A 21569-nucleotide genomic window follows, 5' to 3' on the forward strand; every position below is an offset into this window, starting at 1 on the left:
AATGTCAAATAAGTTGGCTTAGAATTTCATCTGTTTTAAAGGTTTGGCAGAGTAGGCGGATCCTCTGTTTAGTTAATTTCTCAGAATAAGCTGTTAAACTGTTTGTGGTTTCATGCTCGAATAAGTAATTTTGAAAAATTTTTAATTTGAAGCCTACTATTTCCATTGTTGTTGCTATTTACAACCGAAAAGATGAACTTTTCGAGTTGCTGACCTCTTTGACCCAACAGACTGATAGAGAATTTGAAATCATTATTGTGGATGATGGTTCTCTGGTTGATCTCAAGCCTACGATAAAGAATTTTGAGGAAAGTCTGGATATTAAATATTTCAAAAAAGATAATTCAGGACCTGGACTTTCGAGAAATTATGGGGCAGCAAGAGCAGCCAACGAATGGCTGGTTTTTGTAGACAGTGACGTGATCGTTGAGAAAGATTATATTGAACATATTAAAAATGATATTCTGACAATTCCTTGTGATGCATTCGGAGGAGCTGATAAGGCACACAAAGGATTTAACCTGATGCAGAAAGCAATTTCCTATTCCATGACTTCTGTTTTTACAACCGGAGGAATCAGAGGAAGCAAGAAAGCTGTTTCAAAATTTCAGCCCAGAAGTTTTAATATGGGAGTGAAGAAAGCTGTTTTTGAGAAAGTAGGCGGATTTTCAGAAATGAGAATAGGCGAGGACCCGGATTTATCTATGACCCTTTGGGAAAACGGATTTACAACAGCTTTTTTTGATAATATTGCAGTATATCATAAGCGCAGGGTGGATTTTGGAAAATTCTCTAAGCAGGTCTTTCAGTTTGGCTGTGCCAGACCAATTCTTAACCAGCGGCATCCTAATTATGTAAAGATTTCTTTTGCATTTCCTAGTTTATTTATGTTAGGCTATATCATGGGGTTTTTGGAGTATTTTATTACAGGGAGAGGGATTATCCTTGCTTTCTATGGTTTGTACACCTTTTTGGTGCTTTTCCATGCTTTATTATTAACTAAAAATATAAGTATTGCAGGGATGGCCGTAATTTCCACTTATATTCAGATGTTTTCGTATGGTTATGGTTTTTTAAAGTCATGGATTCTTTTGAATGTTTTCAGAATGAAGCCTGAAGAAGCTTTTCCTACTCATTATTATAAAAAATAAAGGGCAGGAATATCTCTAAGTTTTGGCTAAAGCCAATCGGAAGAATTTTTTCTATTCATCAATAGGCTAAATTGCTATTGAATGAATTTAAAAGATCAGCTATTAAAAATAAAAAAATGGTATTTCAGCAAGAAATATAAAAAAGGCTGCTCGTTTGGGGCAGCCTTCACAATAAATTTAAGATATAGAAATGTTTTCATGGTTAAGAACGCCTACTTTCAGCATGCATTCTTTCATCTTATGATAGGTTCTTTTGATGTCGTGATCTAAGCCGATAGAAAATCTGATCAGTCCGTCAGAGATCCCTATGGAAGCACGTTCTTCTTCCGGAATTTCAGAAGAGGTAGATTTTCCTGAGCAAGAGAATAAAGTTTTGTAGAACCCTAAGCTTACCGCCAGGTAACCCAGATTTTCTGCCTGCATCATTTCCATCAGCTCGTTGGCTTTTTCCGTCGTTCCGGCATCCAGAGTCAGTAATCCTCCGTATCCGTACTCCTGGTCAATCATACTTGCCATTAATTCATGATTTTTATGAGAAGGCAATCCCGGATAAGATACTTTTAAACCATCTTTTTCGAATCTTTCAGCAAGGTACATTGCATTGTGGCTGTGCTGCTTTATTCTGATATGTAATGTTCTTAAGTTTTTTAAAATACTTGATGATCTTAAGCTGTCCATCGTAGGACCAAGAAGCATACATGCCCCGGAGTTTACATTTTTAGTATCATCGATAAATGCCTGGGTTCCGCAATATACACCACCCACGGTATCACTGCTGCCATTGATGAATTTCGTTAAACTATGAATAACGACATCTGCTCCAAATAGCTGAGGAGAAATGGAAAGAGGGGAAAAGGTATTGTCAACAATCAGTTTCAAATTATGCTTCTTACAGATTTCAGAAAGTTTTCTAAGATCCGCCACTTCAAGAAGCGGGTTGCTTACACTTTCACAGTAAATAACTTTAGTGGTAGAAGTGATGGCATTTTCGATAGAATCAAAATTATTGATATCAACAAAAGTGGTTGCTACATTAAACTGAGGCATGAAGTTTTTAAGAAAAGCATACGTACCTCCATAGATAGTGCGGCTTGAAATAATATGGTCTCCACTTTTGCACACCTGCATCAAAACAGAAGTAATAGCGCCCATTCCGGATGCCGTCACATTGGCGGATTCTGTATTTTCCATTTTTGCAAGAGCCTGTCCCAGATAAAGGTTCATTGGTGATGAATGTCTGGAGTACAGATAACATCCTTCGGCGTTGCCTTCGAAAGTATCAAACATCGTCTTTGCGGAAAGAAAAGTATAGGTAGAACTGTCAGAAATAGAAGGGTTTACTCCTCCGAATTCCCCAAAATACTGAAGATCCTGGATCTCATTGGCTGCGTTAAAGTTTTCCATAAGTATTGTTTTTATTTTATAGGGCCAATTTGCGCTATTTTCCTAATTATTACAATGGAAAATTGAATTTGTAGTATATAAAACTGGAAAAATGTATTTATTTAGAAAATATAATTGCTATCTTCGGGAATATTAAAATGTTACCAAAAAATTATCTATGGAACTTGATGAAATTGATAAAAAACTGCTGTTGTTTTTGCAGGAAGACTGTAAACAAACTACCAAAGAGCTGTCCGGTAAGCTTGGATTATCAGTGACGGCAATTTATGAGCGGGTAAAAAAACTTGAAAATGCAGGCGTTATTTCAAAGTATGTAGCTTTACTAAACAGGCAGAAGATTAAAAAAGATTTTATTGTGCTGTGCCACGTGAAGCTCACACAGCACAAAAAAGAATTTGTACTTCAGTTTGAAAAAGAGGTAATGAATCTCCAGGAAGTTACCGAATGCTTCCATGTAAGTGGAGATTATGATTACATCCTGAAAATAGGGGTGAAAGACATGGAAGATTACCGTCACTTTATGCTGACGAAGCTGACAACCCTTCAGCATATTGCGAGTACGCACAGTTCATTTATGATTTCCGAGGTGAAAAATACAACGGCAATTGTTTTATAAAATTAAAAGAAGTCCTAAAGGTTCAGATTCTGTACAATATATTATTTTGAGATTGAATTTTCATTGATGAAAACGTCTGCTATTTTCACTATGATTTTTATTGATAGTTTACTTTGGTAATTTTATCGATGAAATAATGAAGTCTTTTAATATCTGCTCTTCCTTTATTTTTATCGTTTAAGAAGCAGGTTGTTACAATTACCATTTTTAAATCAGGAATAACACATATTAACTGTCCTCCATATCCTGTTGCAACAAAAGCCTGATGCCCATTGGTTTTTCGTCGCCACCAGTAATAACCATAGCCATTGGCGTCAGGCATCACATCCCAGGAATCGAGTTTTACATGTTCCGAGGTAGATTCCTGAATCCATTTTTGTGATACAATCTGTTTTCCGCCCGATTTTCCGTTATTTAGAATCATGGAGCCGAATTTCAGCATATCATTAGTTTTCATAAAGAGTTCTGAGCCTGCAATATTTCTATCCATTGAATCAGTGTCCCATCTGATGGTATTTATTTTCAAAGGTCTGAAGAGATTTTCAGTGGCAAACTGCTTCAGATTGGTTTTTATGATTCTTGACAAAGCAGCTCCGAAAACGTGAGTTTCACCACTGTTATAATTAAATACCGTACCCGGGTATTCTTCGAAAGGGAGTTCCAGAACGAATCTTACAGGATCATAGGAAAATGACATATCCATTGATATTTTTGAATTTTCAACCCAGTCAAAGCCACCCTGCATCGTCATCAGATTTTTGAGTGTTAGCGTATTTCGGATAGAATCATGAAGAACTTTTCCTTCGATATTGGAAATATTCTTGAATCTGCTTCTTGAAATATTGTACTCCGGAAGAATTTTTAAAACCGGAGTATTGAGATTGGGAAGTAAATTTTTGTCTTTTGCAATTCCTGCCAGAACGGATACGATACTTTTGGTAACTGATTTTACACTAAAGACTGTTTCTTTGTTCGCTCCATGAAAATATTGTTCATATAAAATCATGTCGTTTTGTGAAACGATGAACGATCCCAGCGAGGGAATACTGTCATTGATTTCTTTGGTGAATTTCTCAGAAAATTCTTTTGGTAATTCTCTGTTGAAGGCAGCCTGTGATTTCAGTTTAGGGCAGAAGATGGCCATCGCTGAAATAGTCAGGACCTGCAGTAATTGCTTGGATTTCATTGTTTAAAAAGGGAGGAATAATGATTAGCTGATAAAAACCAGAGAAGTCAGCTGAAAACAAAACATTAGTTTGTTTTCAGCTAACACACCTGAAGTTTTTCTATTCCTCTAAATTATGAAAAACAATGAAATTTTTAAATAAATCTCAGCAATATTTTTACATTTTTCCTGAGTCGCTTATTATTATACCAATACTCCGTTTTTAGAAGAAATAGGATCCGGAAGATCTTTTTCTCCACCCATTTGAAGAAGGTCAATTTCAATGGCTCTGCATATAGAAAGCATCGGAACATCAAACATAAGACCGCCAAAAGGATTTTCGGAATAATCTCCTACCAGTTCCATGATAATATAGATCCATCCAATGATGATACAGAAAGGAATGGAGGTCCAGATTCCCCAGTCGCCCAGTTTGGCAAACTCATTTACTAATCCGAGAGGAAGGAGCATAATGAAGAGAATATTAAAGACAAATGCGGTGCTGGCAAACTGTCTTGGTGAAGGGAATTTCTTAATTCTCTCGGCCTGTCCCTGAAAGTTGTAGAATTCATTAAGACTGTTTTGAAGCTGAGTCTGATTGAAATCTGTGATCGCATTCATGTTTTTCAGTTCATTAATGTCTTTTGCCTGCTGGGAGATCAGATACGTAGCAAAGTTTTTATAATGACCTTTAAGGTCGTATTCGTCCTCAGAAAGATATTTGTGCAGAAAGATAGGAGCCCTTCCATAATCGGGGAACCCTGCCTTGATCAGCCTGTTTCTTCTGAGATTGATGTTTCCGAATTTACTGTTTTCAGTGCTTATATGTTCCCACTCCGCAGGGATAAGAAGCTGCTCACGGAAAGTGTACAGCCATGCAATATGACGATTGACAATTCTTTTCTTACGGTCTTCCAGATCAAAAATGCCAATTTCTTCATTTTGGGTATCAAAAGCATATATCATTGAAGCAAAAGAACGGCTGGAGTTGACGATTCCGCCCCAGATTTTTCTGGCTTCCCAAAGTCTGTCATACGCCTGGTTGTTTTTAAAACCTACAAGGAATGCCTCGGCAGTACCAATAAGGGCTACAGGAACCCATGGAATTGACATCCAGTGCCAGTTGAAGAAGTAAAAAAGAACCGCAATCAATGTACACCAGATGGATATTAAGATAAGATGTAAACCAGACAGGTTGAGAACCTGTTTATAATTGACGTATTTGGTTGTGATCATAAAAATGAATGTGTTTTTGCGTGTACAGACAAAACAAATACCAAACTATGATCAGGATTTCTTTCTATTGGCTGTCAGGAATTGGCTATTCAGGTTTTCTGTACTTATAATGGATTAAGGTTGAGATTAATAATTGTTAAATAAAAGTAGTGAAAAAAAAGCATAAAAAAACCTCTAAAAATTTTTAGAGGTTTCAATTTATAGAAATTTAATATTTCAGCATTTCTTCGATCTTACTGGAAAGCTTCTCTGCGTTAGGAAGCATTTCTTTTTCCAGTACTAGGTTGATAGGAACTGCCGGGACATCTAGTGATCCCATTGTTTCTACCGGAGCATCCAGATATTTGAAACAGTTTTTGGAAATACGGTGTGCAAAAGCTTCTGCGAAAGAATTATTAAGTTGCTCTTCCGTAAGAACGATACATTTTCCATGTGCTTTCACTCTTTCAAAAACAAGTTCTTCATCAAGAGGGATTAAGGTTCTTAAATCAATCACTTCAACTCTTCCATTAAAGTTTTTAGCGGCTTCTTTAGCCCAGTAAACACCCATTCCGTAAGTAACGATCAATAGTGTTCTTCCTTTTTCAGTCTCATTCTTATCAGCTTCTATGATGATCTTACCTTTTCCAAAAGGAAGTACGTAGTCTTCTGCCGGTTCTATGGTTTTGGCATCTTCAGTGCCGGGAACTTTACTCCAGTATAATCCTTTATGTTCCAGCATAACTACCGGATTGGGATCATAATAAGCTGCTTTCAGCAATCCTTTAAAATCCGCTGCATTACTTGGGTATGCTATTTTAATTCCCTTAATATTGGCTAAAATGCTTTCAACACTACCACTATGATAAGGACCACCGCCTCCATAAGCTCCGATTGGAACACGGATAATGTTGCTCACAGGAAATTTTCCACCGCTTAAATAATTTGATTTTGAAATCTCTGTGATAAGCTGGTTGATTCCCGGATAAATATAATCTGCAAACTGAACTTCAACAATTGGTTTTAATCCTACAGCACTCATTCCGGCCGTAGAACCAATGATATACGCTTCCTGAATGGCAGTATTGAAAACTCTCTTGCTTCCAAATTTTTTTCCCAGTGTAACCGTTTCACGGAAAACACCGCCAATTCTCTCACCTACATCCTGGCCGTACAGAAGAGCTTCAGGATGTTTCCACATCAATTCCTGAATGGCATGGATGGCAGCATCTACCATAACGATTTTTTCACCGCCGGTAGGTTCACGTGTTCCTGCCTCTTCAGTGATCGGGGTAGGAGCAAAAACGTGCTGCATTACTGTTTCCGGTTTAGGATCTTCAGCATTTTTAGCTTTTTCAAAAGCTTCTTCTGCTTCGAGGCGCGCTTTTTTCGTAATTTGTTTTAAAAGATCCTCATCTGTACCTGTTTCCAGTAAGTGTTTTCTTAGGATTTCTCCCGGATCTTTAGCTCTATGTTTAGTTAAATCTTCTTCGTCTCTATAGAATTCTCTTCTTACACCTGAAGTATGATGGCCAATAAGTACTGTTTTTGCACAAACAACCAAAGGCCTTCTTTCTGTTCTTACAAAATCTACCGCCTTTTTCATGGCTTCGAAACTTTCTACGAAGTCAGTTCCATCCACTCTCATTCTGCTTAGCCCTGTAAATCCTGCCACAAAATCGTACGCATCACAGGTTCTTGCTTCTTCTTTGGTCACGGAAATTCCCCACTCGTTATCCTGTACAAGGAAAATAATAGGTAACTGATGCAGCGCTGCAAACTGTAGCGCTTCGCTTACTTCCCCTTCGGTAACCGAATTGTCTCCAAGGCTGCAAATGACAACGGGGTTATTTTCAAAATTCTGAAGCTCAAAATCCTGGATGTATTTTATTCCCTGTGCCACTCCTGTTGTAGGGATAGTCTGCATTCCGGTAGCAGAACTCTGGTGAATAATCTTTGGCTTATTTTCATCTCTGCTGGAAGGATGAGAATAATAAGATCTTCCTCCGGAAAAAGGATCATCAGCTTTCGCCAATAATTGAAGCATCAGCTGATAAGGTTCAAAGCCAATTCCTAAAAGGATGCTTTCATCTCTGTAGTAAGGAGAAACCCAGTCTTCCTTCTTAAGCTGATAAGCAGTAGCAAGCTGAATAGCTTCGTGGCCTCTTGATGTGCTATGAACGTATTTACATACATTTCGGTTTTCTTCATAAATGTCGGCCATTGCTTTTGCCAGCATCATATGATTGTACGCTTTAAGTAAAATATCCTGAGAAACTTTCTCGTGAAGTGTATTTTCCATAGGAAGCAAATATACATTAAAAAAACAAAATACTAACAACCGTTAGTATTTTGTAATAAATACGCTGATTTAGTGATAATTCCTCAATTGTATTTGTGAAAAAAGGGCCTTTTGGGCTTGGTTTTTTGGTAAATTAATTCCTTCCGAGCACTCTGATAATTAATTACAGGTAATTGTAATAATTGAATGGAATGAGCAAGTGGCTGAAGCAGTCATACCTATTTAAGTTTTTTATTGATAATTTCAATCCTTTATTTCAATAATGTTCATCGTTTATCTTCTGCATTTAAAGGATTATTTAGAAAAAATGAAGTAACTTTACATTCTCTTTTTTATAAAAAAGTTAGAAACTTATATGTATTTAATTTTTGACACAGAAACAACCGGTTTACCTAAAAATTTCAATGCACCGCTTTCAGACTCAGACAACTGGCCAAGAATGGTTCAGATTGCATGGCAGGTACACGATGATAATGGTAATCTAATTGAAAATCAGGATTATATTATAAAACCTGAAGGGTATGATATTCCCTTCAACGCAGCGAGGATTCACGGGATTACAACAAAAATTGCCAATGAAGAAGGACGTGATCTGCAGGAGATTCTAGAAGAATTTGCTAAAGTACTGGACCGTGTAAGAGTGGTTTCCGGGCATAATGTAGAGTTTGATTATAATATTGTAGGAGCAGAATTTTACAGGAAGAATATAAAAGACAATTTACAGGAAAAGCCCAAAGCCGACACCATGATTTTGGGAACAAATTTCTGTCAGCTTGGAGGAGGACGAGGTGGTAGATTTAAGCCCCCGAAACTTGAAGAACTTTATGAAAAACTGTATGGGAATAAATTTGATGAAGCCCATAATGCTGCTGCCGATGTAAATGCCACTGCTCAGGTTTTCTTTGAAATGATGAGAATAGGGGTGATTCCTGCAGAGGTTTTAAAAGTTTCTGAAGACCAGCTTGCTTATTTTAAAACGCTTTACCCTGATCCGATAAAGCCCTTTGGGATTGTTATCCGAAGACAGGTAGCCGATTTCAACAACAAGAAAAAACAGAATGATTTCGGAAGTATTGATGAGATTGATCTAGGACAATATTTCAATTTTAACAATCATAGCGTTTTTTCAACGTTAATGGCTACTTCCAGTATTTCAGACTTGATAAAAAGAGCTTCAGATGATAATTTTCCCGCTGTCGGAATGGTAGATTTGGGAAATATGATGGGAGCTTTCAAGTTTGTTTCTGCGGTTGAAGGAGCTAATGGTGACCGGGCCAAAAAACATAAAGAATATTTAGTAAAAAAACAGGAAGCAGAAGAAAACGGAACAGAATTCAATGAAACTGAGCCGATTTTGAAGCCTTTGATTCCTGTGGTAGGCTGTGAATTTTATATTTCGAACCGTTACGAACAGAAACAATTTACTAAAGATGATCCTGATAGAAGAACCCAGGTTGTTCTTTTAGCAAAAGATTTTAATGGATATAAGAATTTAGCAAAACTTTCAAGTATAGGTTTTTTAAAAGGATTCTATTTTGGAGTTCCGAGAATTAGCCGTGAACTGATTGCTGAGTATAAAGAGGGACTGATTGCTTTGACTTCGGGGATTAATGGAGATATTCCTGATGCAATCCTGAATACGGGGGAGCAAAAAGGGGAAGAGCTTTTCAAATGGTGGAAAGATACTTTTGAGGATGATTTTTATGTTCAGCTTCAAAATCATAAACTTCCTGAGGAGGAGCACCTGAATGATGTTTTACTGCATTTCGCAGATAAATATAACGTTAAAATTTTAGCGCAGAACGAAACATATTACACGAATAAAGATGATTCTAATATTCAGGATATTGTAAGTTGTATAAAGGATGGTGAAAAGCTTACAACACCTGTAGGTAAGGGATTTGGTAAGAGAAGAGGTCTTGCAACAGGAGAATATTATATTAAAAATTCTGACGAGATAAAGGAAAGCTTTTTAGCTTATCCCGATGCTTTTGAAGCATATGATGAATTTACTGCAAAATTTAAACCTTATACCTTAAAAAGAGACGTACTTCTTCCAAAATTTGATATTCCTGAGGAATTTATTCATCCTGAAGATGAGGTTGACGGCGGGAAACGAGGTGAAATGGCCTATCTTACTCACTTAACTTATGAAGGGGCAAGGAAAAGGTACGCTGATACGGGAATTACTGATGAAATTAAAGAGCGTCTTGATTTCGAATTGGATGTAATCGCTAATACGGGGTATCCCGGTTATTTCTTAATCGTACAGGATTTCTGTAATGAAGCCCGTAATATGGGAGTGTGGGTCGGCCCTGGTCGTGGTTCTGCAGCGGGTTCTGCGGTAGCTTACACGATTGGAATTACCAATGTGGATCCCATTAAATATGATCTCCTTTTCGAGAGATTTCTAAATCCGGAAAGGGTTTCCATGCCAGATATTGATATTGACTTTGATGATGAAGGAAGAGATAGAATTATCAAATGGGTAGTTGAAAAATATGGTAAAAATCAGGTGGCACAGATCATCACTTACTCTGTGCTGGGTGGTAAATCTGCGATTAAAGATGCAGGGAGGGTATTGGATCTCCCAATTCCTGATACCAATAATATTGCTAAACTAATTCCTCCAAGTCCGGGAATGAATATTGCGAAAGCTTTAGCAAAATATGATAAATTAAAGCCGGAGGAGCAAATGCTTGTCGATGAGATGAGGTATGTTCTTGATAGTCCGGAAGATGCGCGCCATGACGTTTTAGCCAGTGCAAAAAAGATGGAAGGCTGTATCAGAAATACAGGAATTCACGCTTGTGGTGTTATTATTACTCCTGAAGATGTAAGTAATCTTGTTCCGGTGACTATTGCTGCTAAAGATGCAGATATCCTGGTATCACAGTTTGATAACTCGGTAGCGGAAAGTGCGGGTCTTTTAAAAATGGACTTTTTAGGGCTGAGAACTTTAACCATTATAAAAGATGCCTTAAAATTGGTAAAGGCAAGGCATGGTGTTGATATCGATCCTGACCTGATCCCTCTTGATGATACTAAAACCTATCAGTTGTTTAAAGAAGGAAGAACAGTAGGTATTTTCCAGTACGAAAGTCCAGGGATGCAAAAGTACATGAGAGAGCTTAAACCGACGGTTTTTGCCGATCTTATTGCGATGAATGCCCTTTATCGACCGGGTCCGATTAAATATATTCCAAACTTTATTAACAGGAAGCACGGAGTAGAAGAGATTGTTTATGATTTACCTGAAACCGAAGAATATCTGAAAGAAACTTACGGAATTACCGTTTACCAGGAGCAGGTAATGCTCTTATCTCAGAAGCTGGCCAATTTTACTAAAGGTGAAGCAGATACACTGAGAAAAGCGATGGGTAAAAAGCAGATTGATGTTCTGAATAAAATGTACCCTAAATTTATTGAAGGAGGAAGAAAGAATAACCTTAATGAAGAAAGGTTAGAAAAAATATGGAATGACTGGAAAGCCTTCGCAGAGTATGCATTTAACAAATCCCACTCAACCTGTTATGCTTTAATCGCTTATCATACTGCCTATTTGAAAGCGAATTATCCGGCAGAATATATGGCGAGTGTAATGAGTAATAACATTAACAATACAGATTCAATTACCATGTTCATGGAGGATTGTAAAAGTATAGGAGTTGATGTATTAGGTCCGGATGTCAATGAATCTCAATATAAATTCTCTGTAAACGAAAAAGGCCAGATCCGTTTCGGTTTGGGAGCCATCAAAGGAATAGGTGAGGGCCCTAGTGAGGCTATAACAAGAGAAAGAACAAACGGAAGATTTAAAAATATTTACGATTTCTTTGAAAGAATACTTCCTTCACAGATGAACAAAAGAGTGGCGGAGAGTTTAGTGCTGGCCGGAGCTTTTGATGAGCTGCATTCTTATCACAGAGGTCAGTATTTTGATATTGATCTTGCAGGAAAGACCAATTTGGAAAGATTGATCAGATATGGGCAGAGTTTTCAGGAAAGCAAAAATGAGATGGAGCATTCTTTGTTCGCTGATTTCGCTGATGAAGTCCAGATAGAGCAGCCAAAACTGGCTCCTTGTCCGGAATGGCCGAATATGCATAAACTTAATAAAGAAAAAGAAATCATTGGATTCTATCTTTCTGCGCATCCACTGGATGAATTTAAATATCATTTCCGGTTTATGCAGGGGCAGCTCTCCAAGAAATCAGTATTGGAAAAAGATCAAGAAGGGAAAGAAACAGCGGATGAAGCTCCCGTTTTGGAACAGGACACGCAGGATGAAGCGGTAGATCTTATAGAGATTGTATCTGATGATGTGGTGGCAGGAGAAGAGGAAGTTATAGAGGAGATAACGAAGAAAGCCGAACCGAAAGGAAATTTCTTGTTTTTAAATCTGGATGAGGTGGATGCTTATAAAGAACAGGCTTTTGCCAATAAGCAGGAAGAGTTATTCGAGGAGAAAAAGAAAGACTGGAAAACACTTCAAAAAGAAAGAGAAAATGGCGGTGGCGGTAAAGAATATACTGTAGCTGGTCTGATCACGGAATATAGAGTTCAGGATGGTTTCAGAAGTGGCGAAAAAGTAGCTTTTGTTACACTGGAAGATTATTCAGGTTCCTATTCATTCAGATTGGGTGACAGGGATTATATGAGGCTGAAGGAAAAGCTGGAAGTGCAGAGATTTGTTATTTTTAAAATAAAATTTGCGCAGGTGAAAGACGGACGGGTTTTTGTGAATGTAGTGGATGTAATAGAACTTCAGGAAGCGTTTGAAAGGTTTGCAAAAAGTATCTCTTTAGTAATGGATGTAATGGACGTAAGGCCGGAAGATCTTGATTTTTTCAGGAAGGTTCTTGATCGGAATAAAGGGAATCAAAAGTTGAAATTCTTTATTAAAAATATTGAAGATGATTCTCATATTGAAGTTCAATCTATGAAACATTCTGTGGATCTCAATGGAGATCTTATTAAGGAAATTCAATTGCTGAATAAATATGAATTCTACCTGAATTAGGTAATTAGATAAAAATATAACAATTTAAAAGTGGCTTCTGCCACTTTTTTCGTTTACATACTGTTGAAAATATTACATATATTTTCATATTCAATAGTAAAATATTAAACGATTGTATTTTTGAAGATTTTATTATAATGTATTTAAATTGAATACATTACGTTTTTATCATTGAATTATGAAATAATTATTAAATTTAAATAAACGTTTGATTTTATTTCTGAATATTTGCTTATTTAAATGTTTTTATTTAATAATTTATGATATTTTTTAATATTTGAATTAATATTTATACATTTACCTCCCTAACTTTTATTATTACTAATTTATGAAGAAAATTCTACTAACGTGCCTTACCGCTTTTTATTATTGCGTGTCAGCACAGGTTGGGCCGCCACAGGCTGCCGGCCCCAATACGAATAACGGGTATGCACTCACGCAGTCATCAGGTACCTATACGCCATTGTCTGCCAATAGAACCATATGGCAATCCGGAGCAACTATGGGAACCGATCTGGTGTCCGGAGCAATCCCTTTGCCGACTCCTTTTACGTATAATAACCAAAAATATAGCTCTGTCTATATTAGTAATAATGGTTTTATTACATTGGGGGTTCCAGCGGCCAATACTACGTATACCGGATTATCCACGGATGTTTCACCAACTACTTATGACGGGGCTTTTGCAGGGTTTGCTGTCAATTTAAGACATGCCAGTACTACCACCTCTGAAATTGCATATGAAACGGTAGGTTCAAAGTTTATTGTTCAATATACAGATGTTCAGGGGAATACTGCATCGGCCGCTCAGCTGATTAATTTCCAGATACAATTAGACCTTACTGCCAAAACAATTGCTATTGTTTACGGAAACTGTGTTTCAGGAAGCGCCACCCTTTCTGGGCAGGTAGGGATAAGAGGTTCGGAAAGTTCTGATACCAATAATTTAACAGGAACTAACTGGACTGCCCTTACTCCGGGAACTACAATATCTTCCAATCCAACTTTAGGAACTACAAACGGAACAACAGTTCCTGTTTCGGGACTGACTTTTACTTATACACCGGGAACATGGCAGACTGCGCCTCAGACCTATGCTACTCTGCCTTTTACAGAAAATTTCAGTACCTGGGCAGACGGGAACTCTACTTTAGATTTACCTAATGCCAATTACTGGAGAACCTGGCCGGCAAGAGGGGATAATTCATGGAGGCAGAGTGATATTACAACCACAGGATTTACTTCTGCATCAGGATGGGGCGGTACCGGAGGATCTTCAACGGCTTCTTCTTCGGCAGTAGCACCCGCGGCTAGATTCCACTCGTATAACTGTCAGAATGCTTCAGGATATATGGACTTATATGTCAATTTATCTTCAGGTACAGGGAATAGATTCTTAAGTTTTGATTACATCAACCCTTCAGGTACAGATGTTTTGAAAATTCAGCTTTCTACAGACGGTGGAAACACCTTTACAGATGTAGGCTCTACGTTTGGTGTTGCCGCATCATGGATTACCAACTTTGTAGATTTAGGATCATCAAGTCCAAATGCAGTCGTAAGGTTTTTAGCTAAAGGTGATAACGGAAGTGATGATATTTATGTGGATAATGTTAAAATTACCACAGTTACAATTCCGGATTGTGCCGTAGTTACAACTCCTGCAAATGCAGCAACAGGACTATCTATCACTCCAAATATTAAATGGAATGCAACAGCCGGGGCAACTTCTTACAAACTAAGCATTGGAACTACACCTGGGGGAACAAACGTTATGAACGGGGTAGATGTAGGAAATGTTCTTACCTATACGATACCTACTGCAACTCCGTTATTATACGGTGTTACTTATTATGCAACTGTATCACCTACAAATAACTACGGAACAGCAACCGCATGTAATGGATCATCATTTACCACTAAAAATATTGGATGTCCAACAGTAAGTGCTCCTTCTTCAGCAGCAGCAGGGGTTTCTGTAACGCCAACTATTACATGGGGTGCCGTTACCGACGCAACAGGGTACAAGTTGTCTATCGGTACTACAGCAGGAGGAACTGATGTGATGAATAATACTGACTTGGGTAATGTATTAACATATACACTTGCGGCTCCACTTAATAACAGCACAAAATATTTTTATACTGTTAATGCTTATACTTCAACAAGTAATTCTGCTTCTTGTACTGAGCGTAACTTTACAACTGTTTGTTCTGCTGAAAATGCGCCAACTGTTTCCCAAGGATTTACAGCATTCACTCCATCATGTTGGTCTGTGGCTAAAGGAGATGTTACTGCTTCATCTACTTTAACATATGGATCCAGCAAATGGACCGCTGAAGCAGGTTTTGCAAATGCAGGATCCAATTCCGCAGTAAGACTGAATTTATATGGAAATAATACAGGAGATTGGTTAGTTTCTCAGGGAATAAACCTAGGAGCTACACCAGGTATGTATAGAATAAGATACAAAATGGCAGTTACGAGTTATTTAGCTACTGTTTCTCAAACTACATTAGGTACTCACCAGGTTAGAATTATAATTTCTACTGATGGGGGGACTACATGGAGTAATGCAAACACTTTAAAAACATATACAGGAGCAGGAACTTATTCCAATACGGGTCAGACAGAAACAGTAGACCTTGTCGGGTATTCTGGAACTATTAAGATTGCTTTTGTAGCGACTACAAGTTCTACCTCTCCGGATATTGATTTCCATATTGACGACTTTATCGTAGAGGCTATACCTACATGCCAGGAACCATCTTCTCCTGTAGTAGCAAATCCTACCGTTTCTTCAGCTACTTTATCCTGGACTGCTCCTGCTTCGTTGCCGGCGGGTGGATATGAATACTATTATTCAACAAACAGCACAACTCCTGTTGCTGCTACAGCTGCTAGCGGAACCAGTAATGCAACCTCAGTTCAACTATCAGGACTTGCTTCAAGCAGTCTATATTATGTATGGGTAAGATCGGTTTGTAGTACAGGAGATAAGAGTCCGTGGATAGGATATGCTTCTTTCAATACATTATGCGGTACTGCTATGGCACCGTTTGCTCAAAACTTTGACGCTGGTATTGCGCCAAACTGCTGGAATAATGTGAATCCTATGGCTACTACAACAGATGCTACTCTTTTCTGGAAATTCTCGGGATCTGCAGATTATGGTGCCAGCGCTGCCAATAATGGAAAAGCAGCAGGTACCTATGCATGGGTAGATGCAAGTACACCATACACAGGAGCTGGTGCTAATACTGTACAATTGGTGACCCCACCTATTAACTTAACAGGATTGACATCACCTTATGTTTCTTTTGACTGGTTTAAAAATCATTCTACTTTAGCAGGAACTACAGTGGGTGTTTCAACATATGATAACAATAAACTGACCGTAGAAGTGAATGACGGAAATGGGTGGGTATCTGTCTTTAGTGATAACTCAAACCTAAACCAATGGAGAACTGTTGGTATTCCTTTAGCAGCATCTTATATAGGAGCTACTGTCCAGGTAAGATTTACTGTAGATAAAAATGTAAGCAATAATGGATATTACTATGATGATGTTCTTTTGGATAATGTTGAAGTAAAGCAAAATCCTAATTTGGGGACTTCTGAAGTAGCAGCAAAAATCAACAGCATTAAAGTGTATCCTAATCCGTTTACTGATACGCTTTCTATTTCGGATATTTCTAAGGTACAATCCGTTTCAGTTATTGATGTTGCGGGAAGATTAGTGAGAACTATTGATCATCCTTCTTCCGTACTTGAGTTGAGATACCTGAAAGAAGGAATGTATCTGGTGGTACTTAATATGAAAGACGGATCTAAACAGACCGTGAAAGCAATTAAGAAATAATTTCTTAAAAATTCATAAAAAAAAGGCTGTCTTGTAATAAGACAGCCTTTTTTGTGAATTTAATTATCTATGTATTTATTTGAGTTAAATTTAATTTTTTATATGTTTTTGTCTCTTATTTTTACTTAATTTTAATTATTAATATAAATATAAAATGTATGAAAAGTGTTTTACTCGCTGGTTTTTTAACCATGGGCTTTTTAGCCTCTGCACAAACCTATTGTGTACCCGAATTTAATTTTGGGTGTAGTGGAGGAGATGTAATTGATTCTTTTGCAATTCCTGCTGCCGGATTTGATCATCCTAATACGGGATGCTCTCCAGGATCATATGGAGATTATACTTCTATGACCATTAATATGAATGCAGGATTAAGCTATGATTTTTCTGTTAAGCATGACTATGGTAGTCAGAATGTACGAATCTGGATTGATTTTAATAACGACGGAACTTTTGATGATAGCGCGCCAGAACTTGTAGCTTCGGCAAGCAGTGCATCAGTAGGTGGAGAGAATATCACTTCGGGAATGATTGTTATTCCTGCTACTGTTACACCGGGTACTTACAGAATGAGAGTGGCAGACCGATACTCCAGTCAGCCAATTCCCTGTAACGTGTCTGGTTATGGAGAAGCGCATGACTACACAGTAGCTATTGGAGCGCCTCCAAACTGCCTTGCTCCAACTGCTCTTGTGGTATCCGCTATTACTTCAAACTCTGCTCATCTTGTCTGGACAGCTTCCACTTCCACTCCTGGTAATGGCTACGAATATTATTATTCAACTTCTGCTTCCACTCCTACCGCTGCTACTGTGGCTTCTGGATCCAGTAATACGGTAAGTGCTGATTTATCTGCACTTAGTCCTGCTACATCCTATCATGTCTGGGTGCGATCGGTTTGCAGCACTACAGATAAAAGTGCATGGTCTCAAATGGCAACATTGGTTACAGCCTGTGTTTCCGTAAATGTGCCTTATACACTTGATTTTGAAAACGTATCCGTGCCGGATATGCCGATTTGTACCGCAGTAGTGAATGATGGTCTTGGAAATACATGGACAACATATGATCTGGATGCTCAGGGATTTGCAGGAAATGTCCTTCGCTATTCCTATAATTCTTCAGAAAGTGCAAACACCTGGTTTTTTACTAATGGAATTAACCTTACCGGGGGAGTTAGCTATAGAATTAAATACAAATATGCCAATGCAGAAGGAACGGTGTATACTGAAAAATTAAAAGTAGCCTATGGAAATTCAGCGACAAGTGCTGCAATGACGAATACTCTGGCAGACCATCCTGATGTCATTAACAGTACCGCTACCGGTAACTTTGTGGATTTTACCCCGGCAGCTACAGGAGTCTATTACTTTGGATTTCAGGCGTATTCTGATCCTGATATGAATAAATTATATGTTGACGATATCAAAGTGGACGTAACACCTGCTTGCAGTGAACCTAATGTATTAACTGTTTCTAACGTAACCGCGGCAGGAGCTACAGTTTCCTGGACAGCTGTCAACCCCGTGCCGGCAAATGGTTATGATATTTATTACAGTACAACCAATAATGCTCCCACAGCAAATACTTCTCCTAATTTTACAGGAGTTATGGCGACTACCTATAATATACCGGGATTATCTTCTTTTACTCCTTACTATGTATGGGTGAGATCTGCATGTAGCGCTGCTGATAAAAGTGCATGGAGTGACTATGCAACCTTTATTACTTTATGCTCAAGTGCATCCCTTCCATATGTGCTTGATTTTGAAAATGTTACTCCTCCGGAACTTCCCGGTTGTACTTTAAATGTCAATATGGGATCAGGTAATGACTGGGAGACCTCATCAGCTCCTTCTGGAAGCCAGACATTTACGACCAACGTATTAAAATATTCATATAGTTTTTCTGACCCTGGAAACACATGGTTCTTTACTCAGGGACTGGACTTGACAGCCGGAGTCCAATATACCATTAGTTATAAATACGGAAATAATTCAACCACTTACGTTGAAAAATTAAAAGTAGCTTACGGTACCTCAAATACTGCCGCGGCAATGGTTAACCAGCTGGCAGATTACCCATCAATTAATGATGATACAGCACATACGGAAACAATCACATTTACTGTTCCCGCTTCCGGAGTTTATTATTTCGGATTTAATGCTTATTCAGATGCTAATCAGGATGATCTGTATCTTGACGATATCAGTATCAATTATACAAATCTGGCAGTATCGGAGGTTTCTCAAAAGAAAAATGAGATCAGAGTATACCCAAATCCATTTACAGACGTATTAAATATCTCTGATATCAAAAATGTCAAGAATATTCTGGTAAATGATGCTTCGGGAAGAATATTGAAAACTATTGCAAATCCGGATTCCGCTATTCATTTAAATGAGCTGAAGCAAGGAGTGTATTTAGTAACATTAGAAATGAAAGACGGTTCCAAGCAGACTGTCAAAGTCATTAGGAAATAATTGATAATTTATAAAACAAACAAAGCGGATCCGGTGGTTCCGCTTTTTTGATAAAAAATGAATAAAGGGTGGGTATTTCGGGCTAAAAGAAAAAGATGAGTAAAATAATACTCATCTTTTTTTACTTCAGCTATCATTTCTCATCCATCCTCCATGTCAATTACTTATTAGGTACAGGCTGTATATCTCCTGTATTCATATGATCGAATACTGTAGGGAAGAACATCGCCAGTATAAAATAGATGATGATCATTAGCGCGATGAGTGCAAAAAGAATGACTACTAAGGCATTCGGTCGGTTTTTCTTTGTTGGTTCCATGATTTTGTGGTATTTGGTAAAAAATTACTTTTATATCAAATATTAAGCTAATTTCTTGCCACACTGTTTGCAATATCTTGCATCATCGTCAATATCCTCATTTCCACAACGGTCGCATACCTTTTCCAGGTTTTGTCTTTTATTCCTCATTTCGGCAGTGACAATTCCTGTAGGAACCGCAATAATAGAATAACCGGCCAGCATCAGGACAACCGCAAAAAACTTTCCAAGAGGGGTAACAGGAGATACATCTCCGTATCCTACGGTAGTTACAGTTACAACTGCCCAGTAAATAGATTGCGGTATTGTTTCAAACCCCTGTCTGCCTCCTTCTACCATAAACATAAGAGAGCCTACAATCACTGAGAAAATAATCAGGAACAGGAGGAAGATATATATTTTCCTTGAGCTGTTTTTCAAGGCCCTTACGATGAGGTAACCATCATTCATAAAGTCCAGTAAGTTGAAAATCCTGAATATTCTCAGCATTCTCAGCATCCTGAAAATCAGGAAGTATTTGGTGATCGGGAAGAATAAGCTAAGATAAAATGGGGCCAGAGCAAGAAAGTCTATAATGCCCATAAAACTGAAAATATAGCTTCGCCTATTCTTGATAACTGCAATTCTCATAGAATATTCTACCGTGAAAAACATAGAAATAATCCATTCAAATATGAGAAATGTATAATGAAACTTTTTGTCAAGCAGCGGTACACTTTCCATCATAATAATGGCTGTACTTATAAGAATCAAAGACAGTAGCGTAATATCAAACAGCTTTCCGAGCCTGGTATCAGAGCGGTAGATTATGCGGTAAAGGAATCTTTTCCATAGGGAATCTTCAGGAATAAGATTATGCTCTCTTTCCATTTTTAATGTCTTTTTAAATTAACAAATTATCGTTATTTTCGTAGCAAACATACAGAATAAAATGACAATAAGAAAAGTAATTGCAGAAATAGATAAGCTCATTCCTTTACAGCAGGCAGAAGGATTTGATAACGTAGGATTGCTGTGTGGGGTACCTGACCGTAATGTATCCGGGATTCTGGTTTGTCATGATGCTTTGGAAAATGTAGTAGATGAAGCCATTGAGAGAAACTGCAATCTGATTGTATGCTTTCATCCTATTATTTTTTCAGGATTAAAATCTTTAACAGGGAAAAACTATGTAGAAAGGTCTGTCTTAAGAGCTATTGAAAATAAAATTGCGATTTATGCTATCCATACCGCTTTTGATAATGATTTCTTTGGAGTGAATCATGGTATATGCAGTCAATTGGGACTGAAAAACATGAAAATTCTTCAGCCTAAAGAAAACAATCTTAAACAGCTGACGGTTTTCGTTCCAAAAGAGTATTCAGAAAAAGTAAAAGAAGCCCTGTTTTCTGCGGGAGCCGGAAATATAGGATTTTACAATGAATGCAGCTTCACGGTCAATGGAAATGGTACATTTACGCCTGCAGAAGGTTCCAACCCTTTCTCGGGACAGCAGAATATCCGTGAAAATGCTGATGAAGACATGATTTCTGTAATTTTTGAAGGTTTTAAACAGGGCCAGATTGTAGGAGCTATGAAGGCTGCACATCCGTACGAAGAAGTGGCACATCAGATTTACAGTCTGGATAACAAAAACCATTTTGCAGGATTGGGAATGTATGGGGAGTTTGAAGAAGAAATGGATGAAAAAGATTTCCTTGGACTTGTAAAAGAAAAATTTGGATTAGAAGTGATCAAACATTCCGCTTTTAATGATAAAAAAATTAAAAGAGTAGGGGTTCTGGGAGGGTCCGGAGCAAGTGGAATCCGTTCAGCAGTTTCCAGGAAATGTGATGCCTATCTTACAGGAGATCTTAAATATCACGATTATTTTTTGGCAGAGTCTAAAATGCTGATCTGTGATATAGGTCATTATGAATCAGAACAATTTGTAAGTCAACAATTATTTGAAATTTTATCACAAAAATTTAGTACATTTGCAATTTCAAAATCTATTGAAAAAACAAACCCAGTAAATTATTTCATTTAA

General features: G+C 37.7%; 12 protein-coding genes. 6 read left to right on the forward strand and 6 right to left on the reverse strand.

The window, feature by feature from the left end; all coding sequences use genetic code 11:
- The first annotated feature begins 146 nt into the window (after positions 1 to 146).
- Positions 147 to 1151, forward strand: coding sequence for a glycosyltransferase (locus tag LF887_RS06750; protein ID WP_236858086.1), 1005 nt, complete (start codon positions 147 to 149; stop codon positions 1149 to 1151).
- 177 nt (positions 1152 to 1328) lie between these two features.
- On the opposite strand, the gene LF887_RS06755 is transcribed toward LF887_RS06750, so the two are convergent.
- Positions 1329 to 2555, reverse strand: coding sequence for an aminotransferase class I/II-fold pyridoxal phosphate-dependent enzyme (locus LF887_RS06755; RefSeq protein ID WP_236858087.1), 1227 nt, complete (start codon positions 2553 to 2555; stop codon positions 1329 to 1331).
- A gap of 157 nt (positions 2556 to 2712) precedes the next feature.
- Here LF887_RS06755 and LF887_RS06760 point away from each other — a divergent pair, with 157 nt between their 5' ends.
- A complete protein-coding gene (locus tag LF887_RS06760; RefSeq protein WP_236858088.1) occupies positions 2713 to 3171 on the forward strand; it encodes an Lrp/AsnC family transcriptional regulator in 459 nt (152 codons plus the stop codon).
- Between the two features lie 97 nt (positions 3172 to 3268).
- On the opposite strand, the gene LF887_RS06765 is transcribed toward LF887_RS06760, so the two are convergent.
- From LF887_RS06765 to LF887_RS06775, 3 genes are all read right to left on the reverse strand, one after another.
- Positions 3269 to 4357: a serine hydrolase domain-containing protein gene (locus LF887_RS06765; RefSeq protein WP_236858089.1), complete on the reverse strand. Its 1089-nt coding sequence runs from the start codon at positions 4355 to 4357 to the stop codon at positions 3269 to 3271.
- Positions 4358 to 4540: 183 nt separating this feature from the next.
- The gene (locus LF887_RS06770) at positions 4541 to 5572 is read right to left on the reverse strand and encodes a bestrophin family protein (RefSeq protein WP_236858090.1); all 1032 of its coding nucleotides are present in this window, start codon (positions 5570 to 5572) and stop codon (positions 4541 to 4543) included.
- A 208-nt stretch (positions 5573 to 5780) separates the two neighbouring features.
- A complete protein-coding gene (locus tag LF887_RS06775) occupies positions 5781 to 7853 on the reverse strand; it encodes a thiamine pyrophosphate-dependent enzyme (protein WP_236858091.1) in 2073 nt (690 codons plus the stop codon).
- Between the two features lie 355 nt (positions 7854 to 8208).
- Between LF887_RS06775 and dnaE the strand changes: the two genes are divergently transcribed.
- The 3 genes from dnaE (at position 8209) to LF887_RS06790 (ending at position 19221) form a co-directional block, all read left to right on the forward strand.
- Positions 8209 to 12876, forward strand: coding sequence for a DNA polymerase III subunit alpha (dnaE, locus tag LF887_RS06780; RefSeq protein ID WP_236858092.1), 4668 nt, complete (start codon positions 8209 to 8211; stop codon positions 12874 to 12876).
- Positions 12877 to 13204: 328 nt separating this feature from the next.
- A complete protein-coding gene (locus tag LF887_RS06785; protein WP_236858093.1) occupies positions 13205 to 16738 on the forward strand; it encodes a T9SS type A sorting domain-containing protein in 3534 nt (1177 codons plus the stop codon).
- A 158-nt stretch (positions 16739 to 16896) separates the two neighbouring features.
- A complete protein-coding gene (locus LF887_RS06790; RefSeq protein ID WP_236858094.1) occupies positions 16897 to 19221 on the forward strand; it encodes a GEVED domain-containing protein in 2325 nt (774 codons plus the stop codon).
- 160 nt (positions 19222 to 19381) lie between these two features.
- On the opposite strand, the gene LF887_RS06795 is transcribed toward LF887_RS06790, so the two are convergent.
- Positions 19382 to 19540 (reverse strand): hypothetical protein, encoded by a 159-nt coding sequence (locus tag LF887_RS06795; RefSeq protein ID WP_236858095.1) that lies wholly within the window; start codon positions 19538 to 19540, stop codon positions 19382 to 19384.
- Between the two features lie 42 nt (positions 19541 to 19582).
- Entirely contained in the window at positions 19583 to 20410 is an 828-nt protein-coding gene (locus tag LF887_RS06800) for an ion transporter (protein WP_236858096.1), read from the reverse strand.
- 61 nt (positions 20411 to 20471) lie between these two features.
- Here LF887_RS06800 and LF887_RS06805 point away from each other — a divergent pair, with 61 nt between their 5' ends.
- Positions 20472 to 21569: a Nif3-like dinuclear metal center hexameric protein gene (locus LF887_RS06805; protein ID WP_236858097.1), complete on the forward strand. Its 1098-nt coding sequence runs from the start codon at positions 20472 to 20474 to the stop codon at positions 21567 to 21569.

This window comes from Chryseobacterium sp. MEBOG06, from assembly GCF_021869765.1.
In the GTDB taxonomy this organism is placed as follows: Bacteria; Bacteroidota; Bacteroidia; order Flavobacteriales; family Weeksellaceae; genus Chryseobacterium.

Coding starts and splice junctions, on each gene's coding strand:
- LF887_RS06755 (WP_236858087.1), bottom strand. CDS start 2,555: ATGGAAAACTTTAACGCAGCCAATGAGATCCAGGATCTTCAGTATTTT.
- LF887_RS06760 (WP_236858088.1), top strand. CDS start 2,713: ATGGAACTTGATGAAATTGATAAAAAACTGCTGTTGTTTTTGCAGGAA.
- LF887_RS06765 (WP_236858089.1), bottom strand. CDS start 4,357: ATGAAATCCAAGCAATTACTGCAGGTCCTGACTATTTCAGCGATGGCC.
- LF887_RS06770 (WP_236858090.1), bottom strand. CDS start 5,572: ATGATCACAACCAAATACGTCAATTATAAACAGGTTCTCAACCTGTCT.
- LF887_RS06775 (WP_236858091.1), bottom strand. CDS start 7,853: ATGGAAAATACACTTCACGAGAAAGTTTCTCAGGATATTTTACTTAAA.
- dnaE (WP_236858092.1), top strand. CDS start 8,209: ATGTATTTAATTTTTGACACAGAAACAACCGGTTTACCTAAAAATTTC.
- LF887_RS06785 (WP_236858093.1), top strand. CDS start 13,205: ATGAAGAAAATTCTACTAACGTGCCTTACCGCTTTTTATTATTGCGTG.
- LF887_RS06790 (WP_236858094.1), top strand. CDS start 16,897: ATGAAAAGTGTTTTACTCGCTGGTTTTTTAACCATGGGCTTTTTAGCC.
- LF887_RS06795 (WP_236858095.1), bottom strand. CDS start 19,540: ATGGAACCAACAAAGAAAAACCGACCGAATGCCTTAGTAGTCATTCTT.
- LF887_RS06800 (WP_236858096.1), bottom strand. CDS start 20,410: ATGGAAAGAGAGCATAATCTTATTCCTGAAGATTCCCTATGGAAAAGA.
- LF887_RS06805 (WP_236858097.1), top strand. CDS start 20,472: ATGACAATAAGAAAAGTAATTGCAGAAATAGATAAGCTCATTCCTTTA.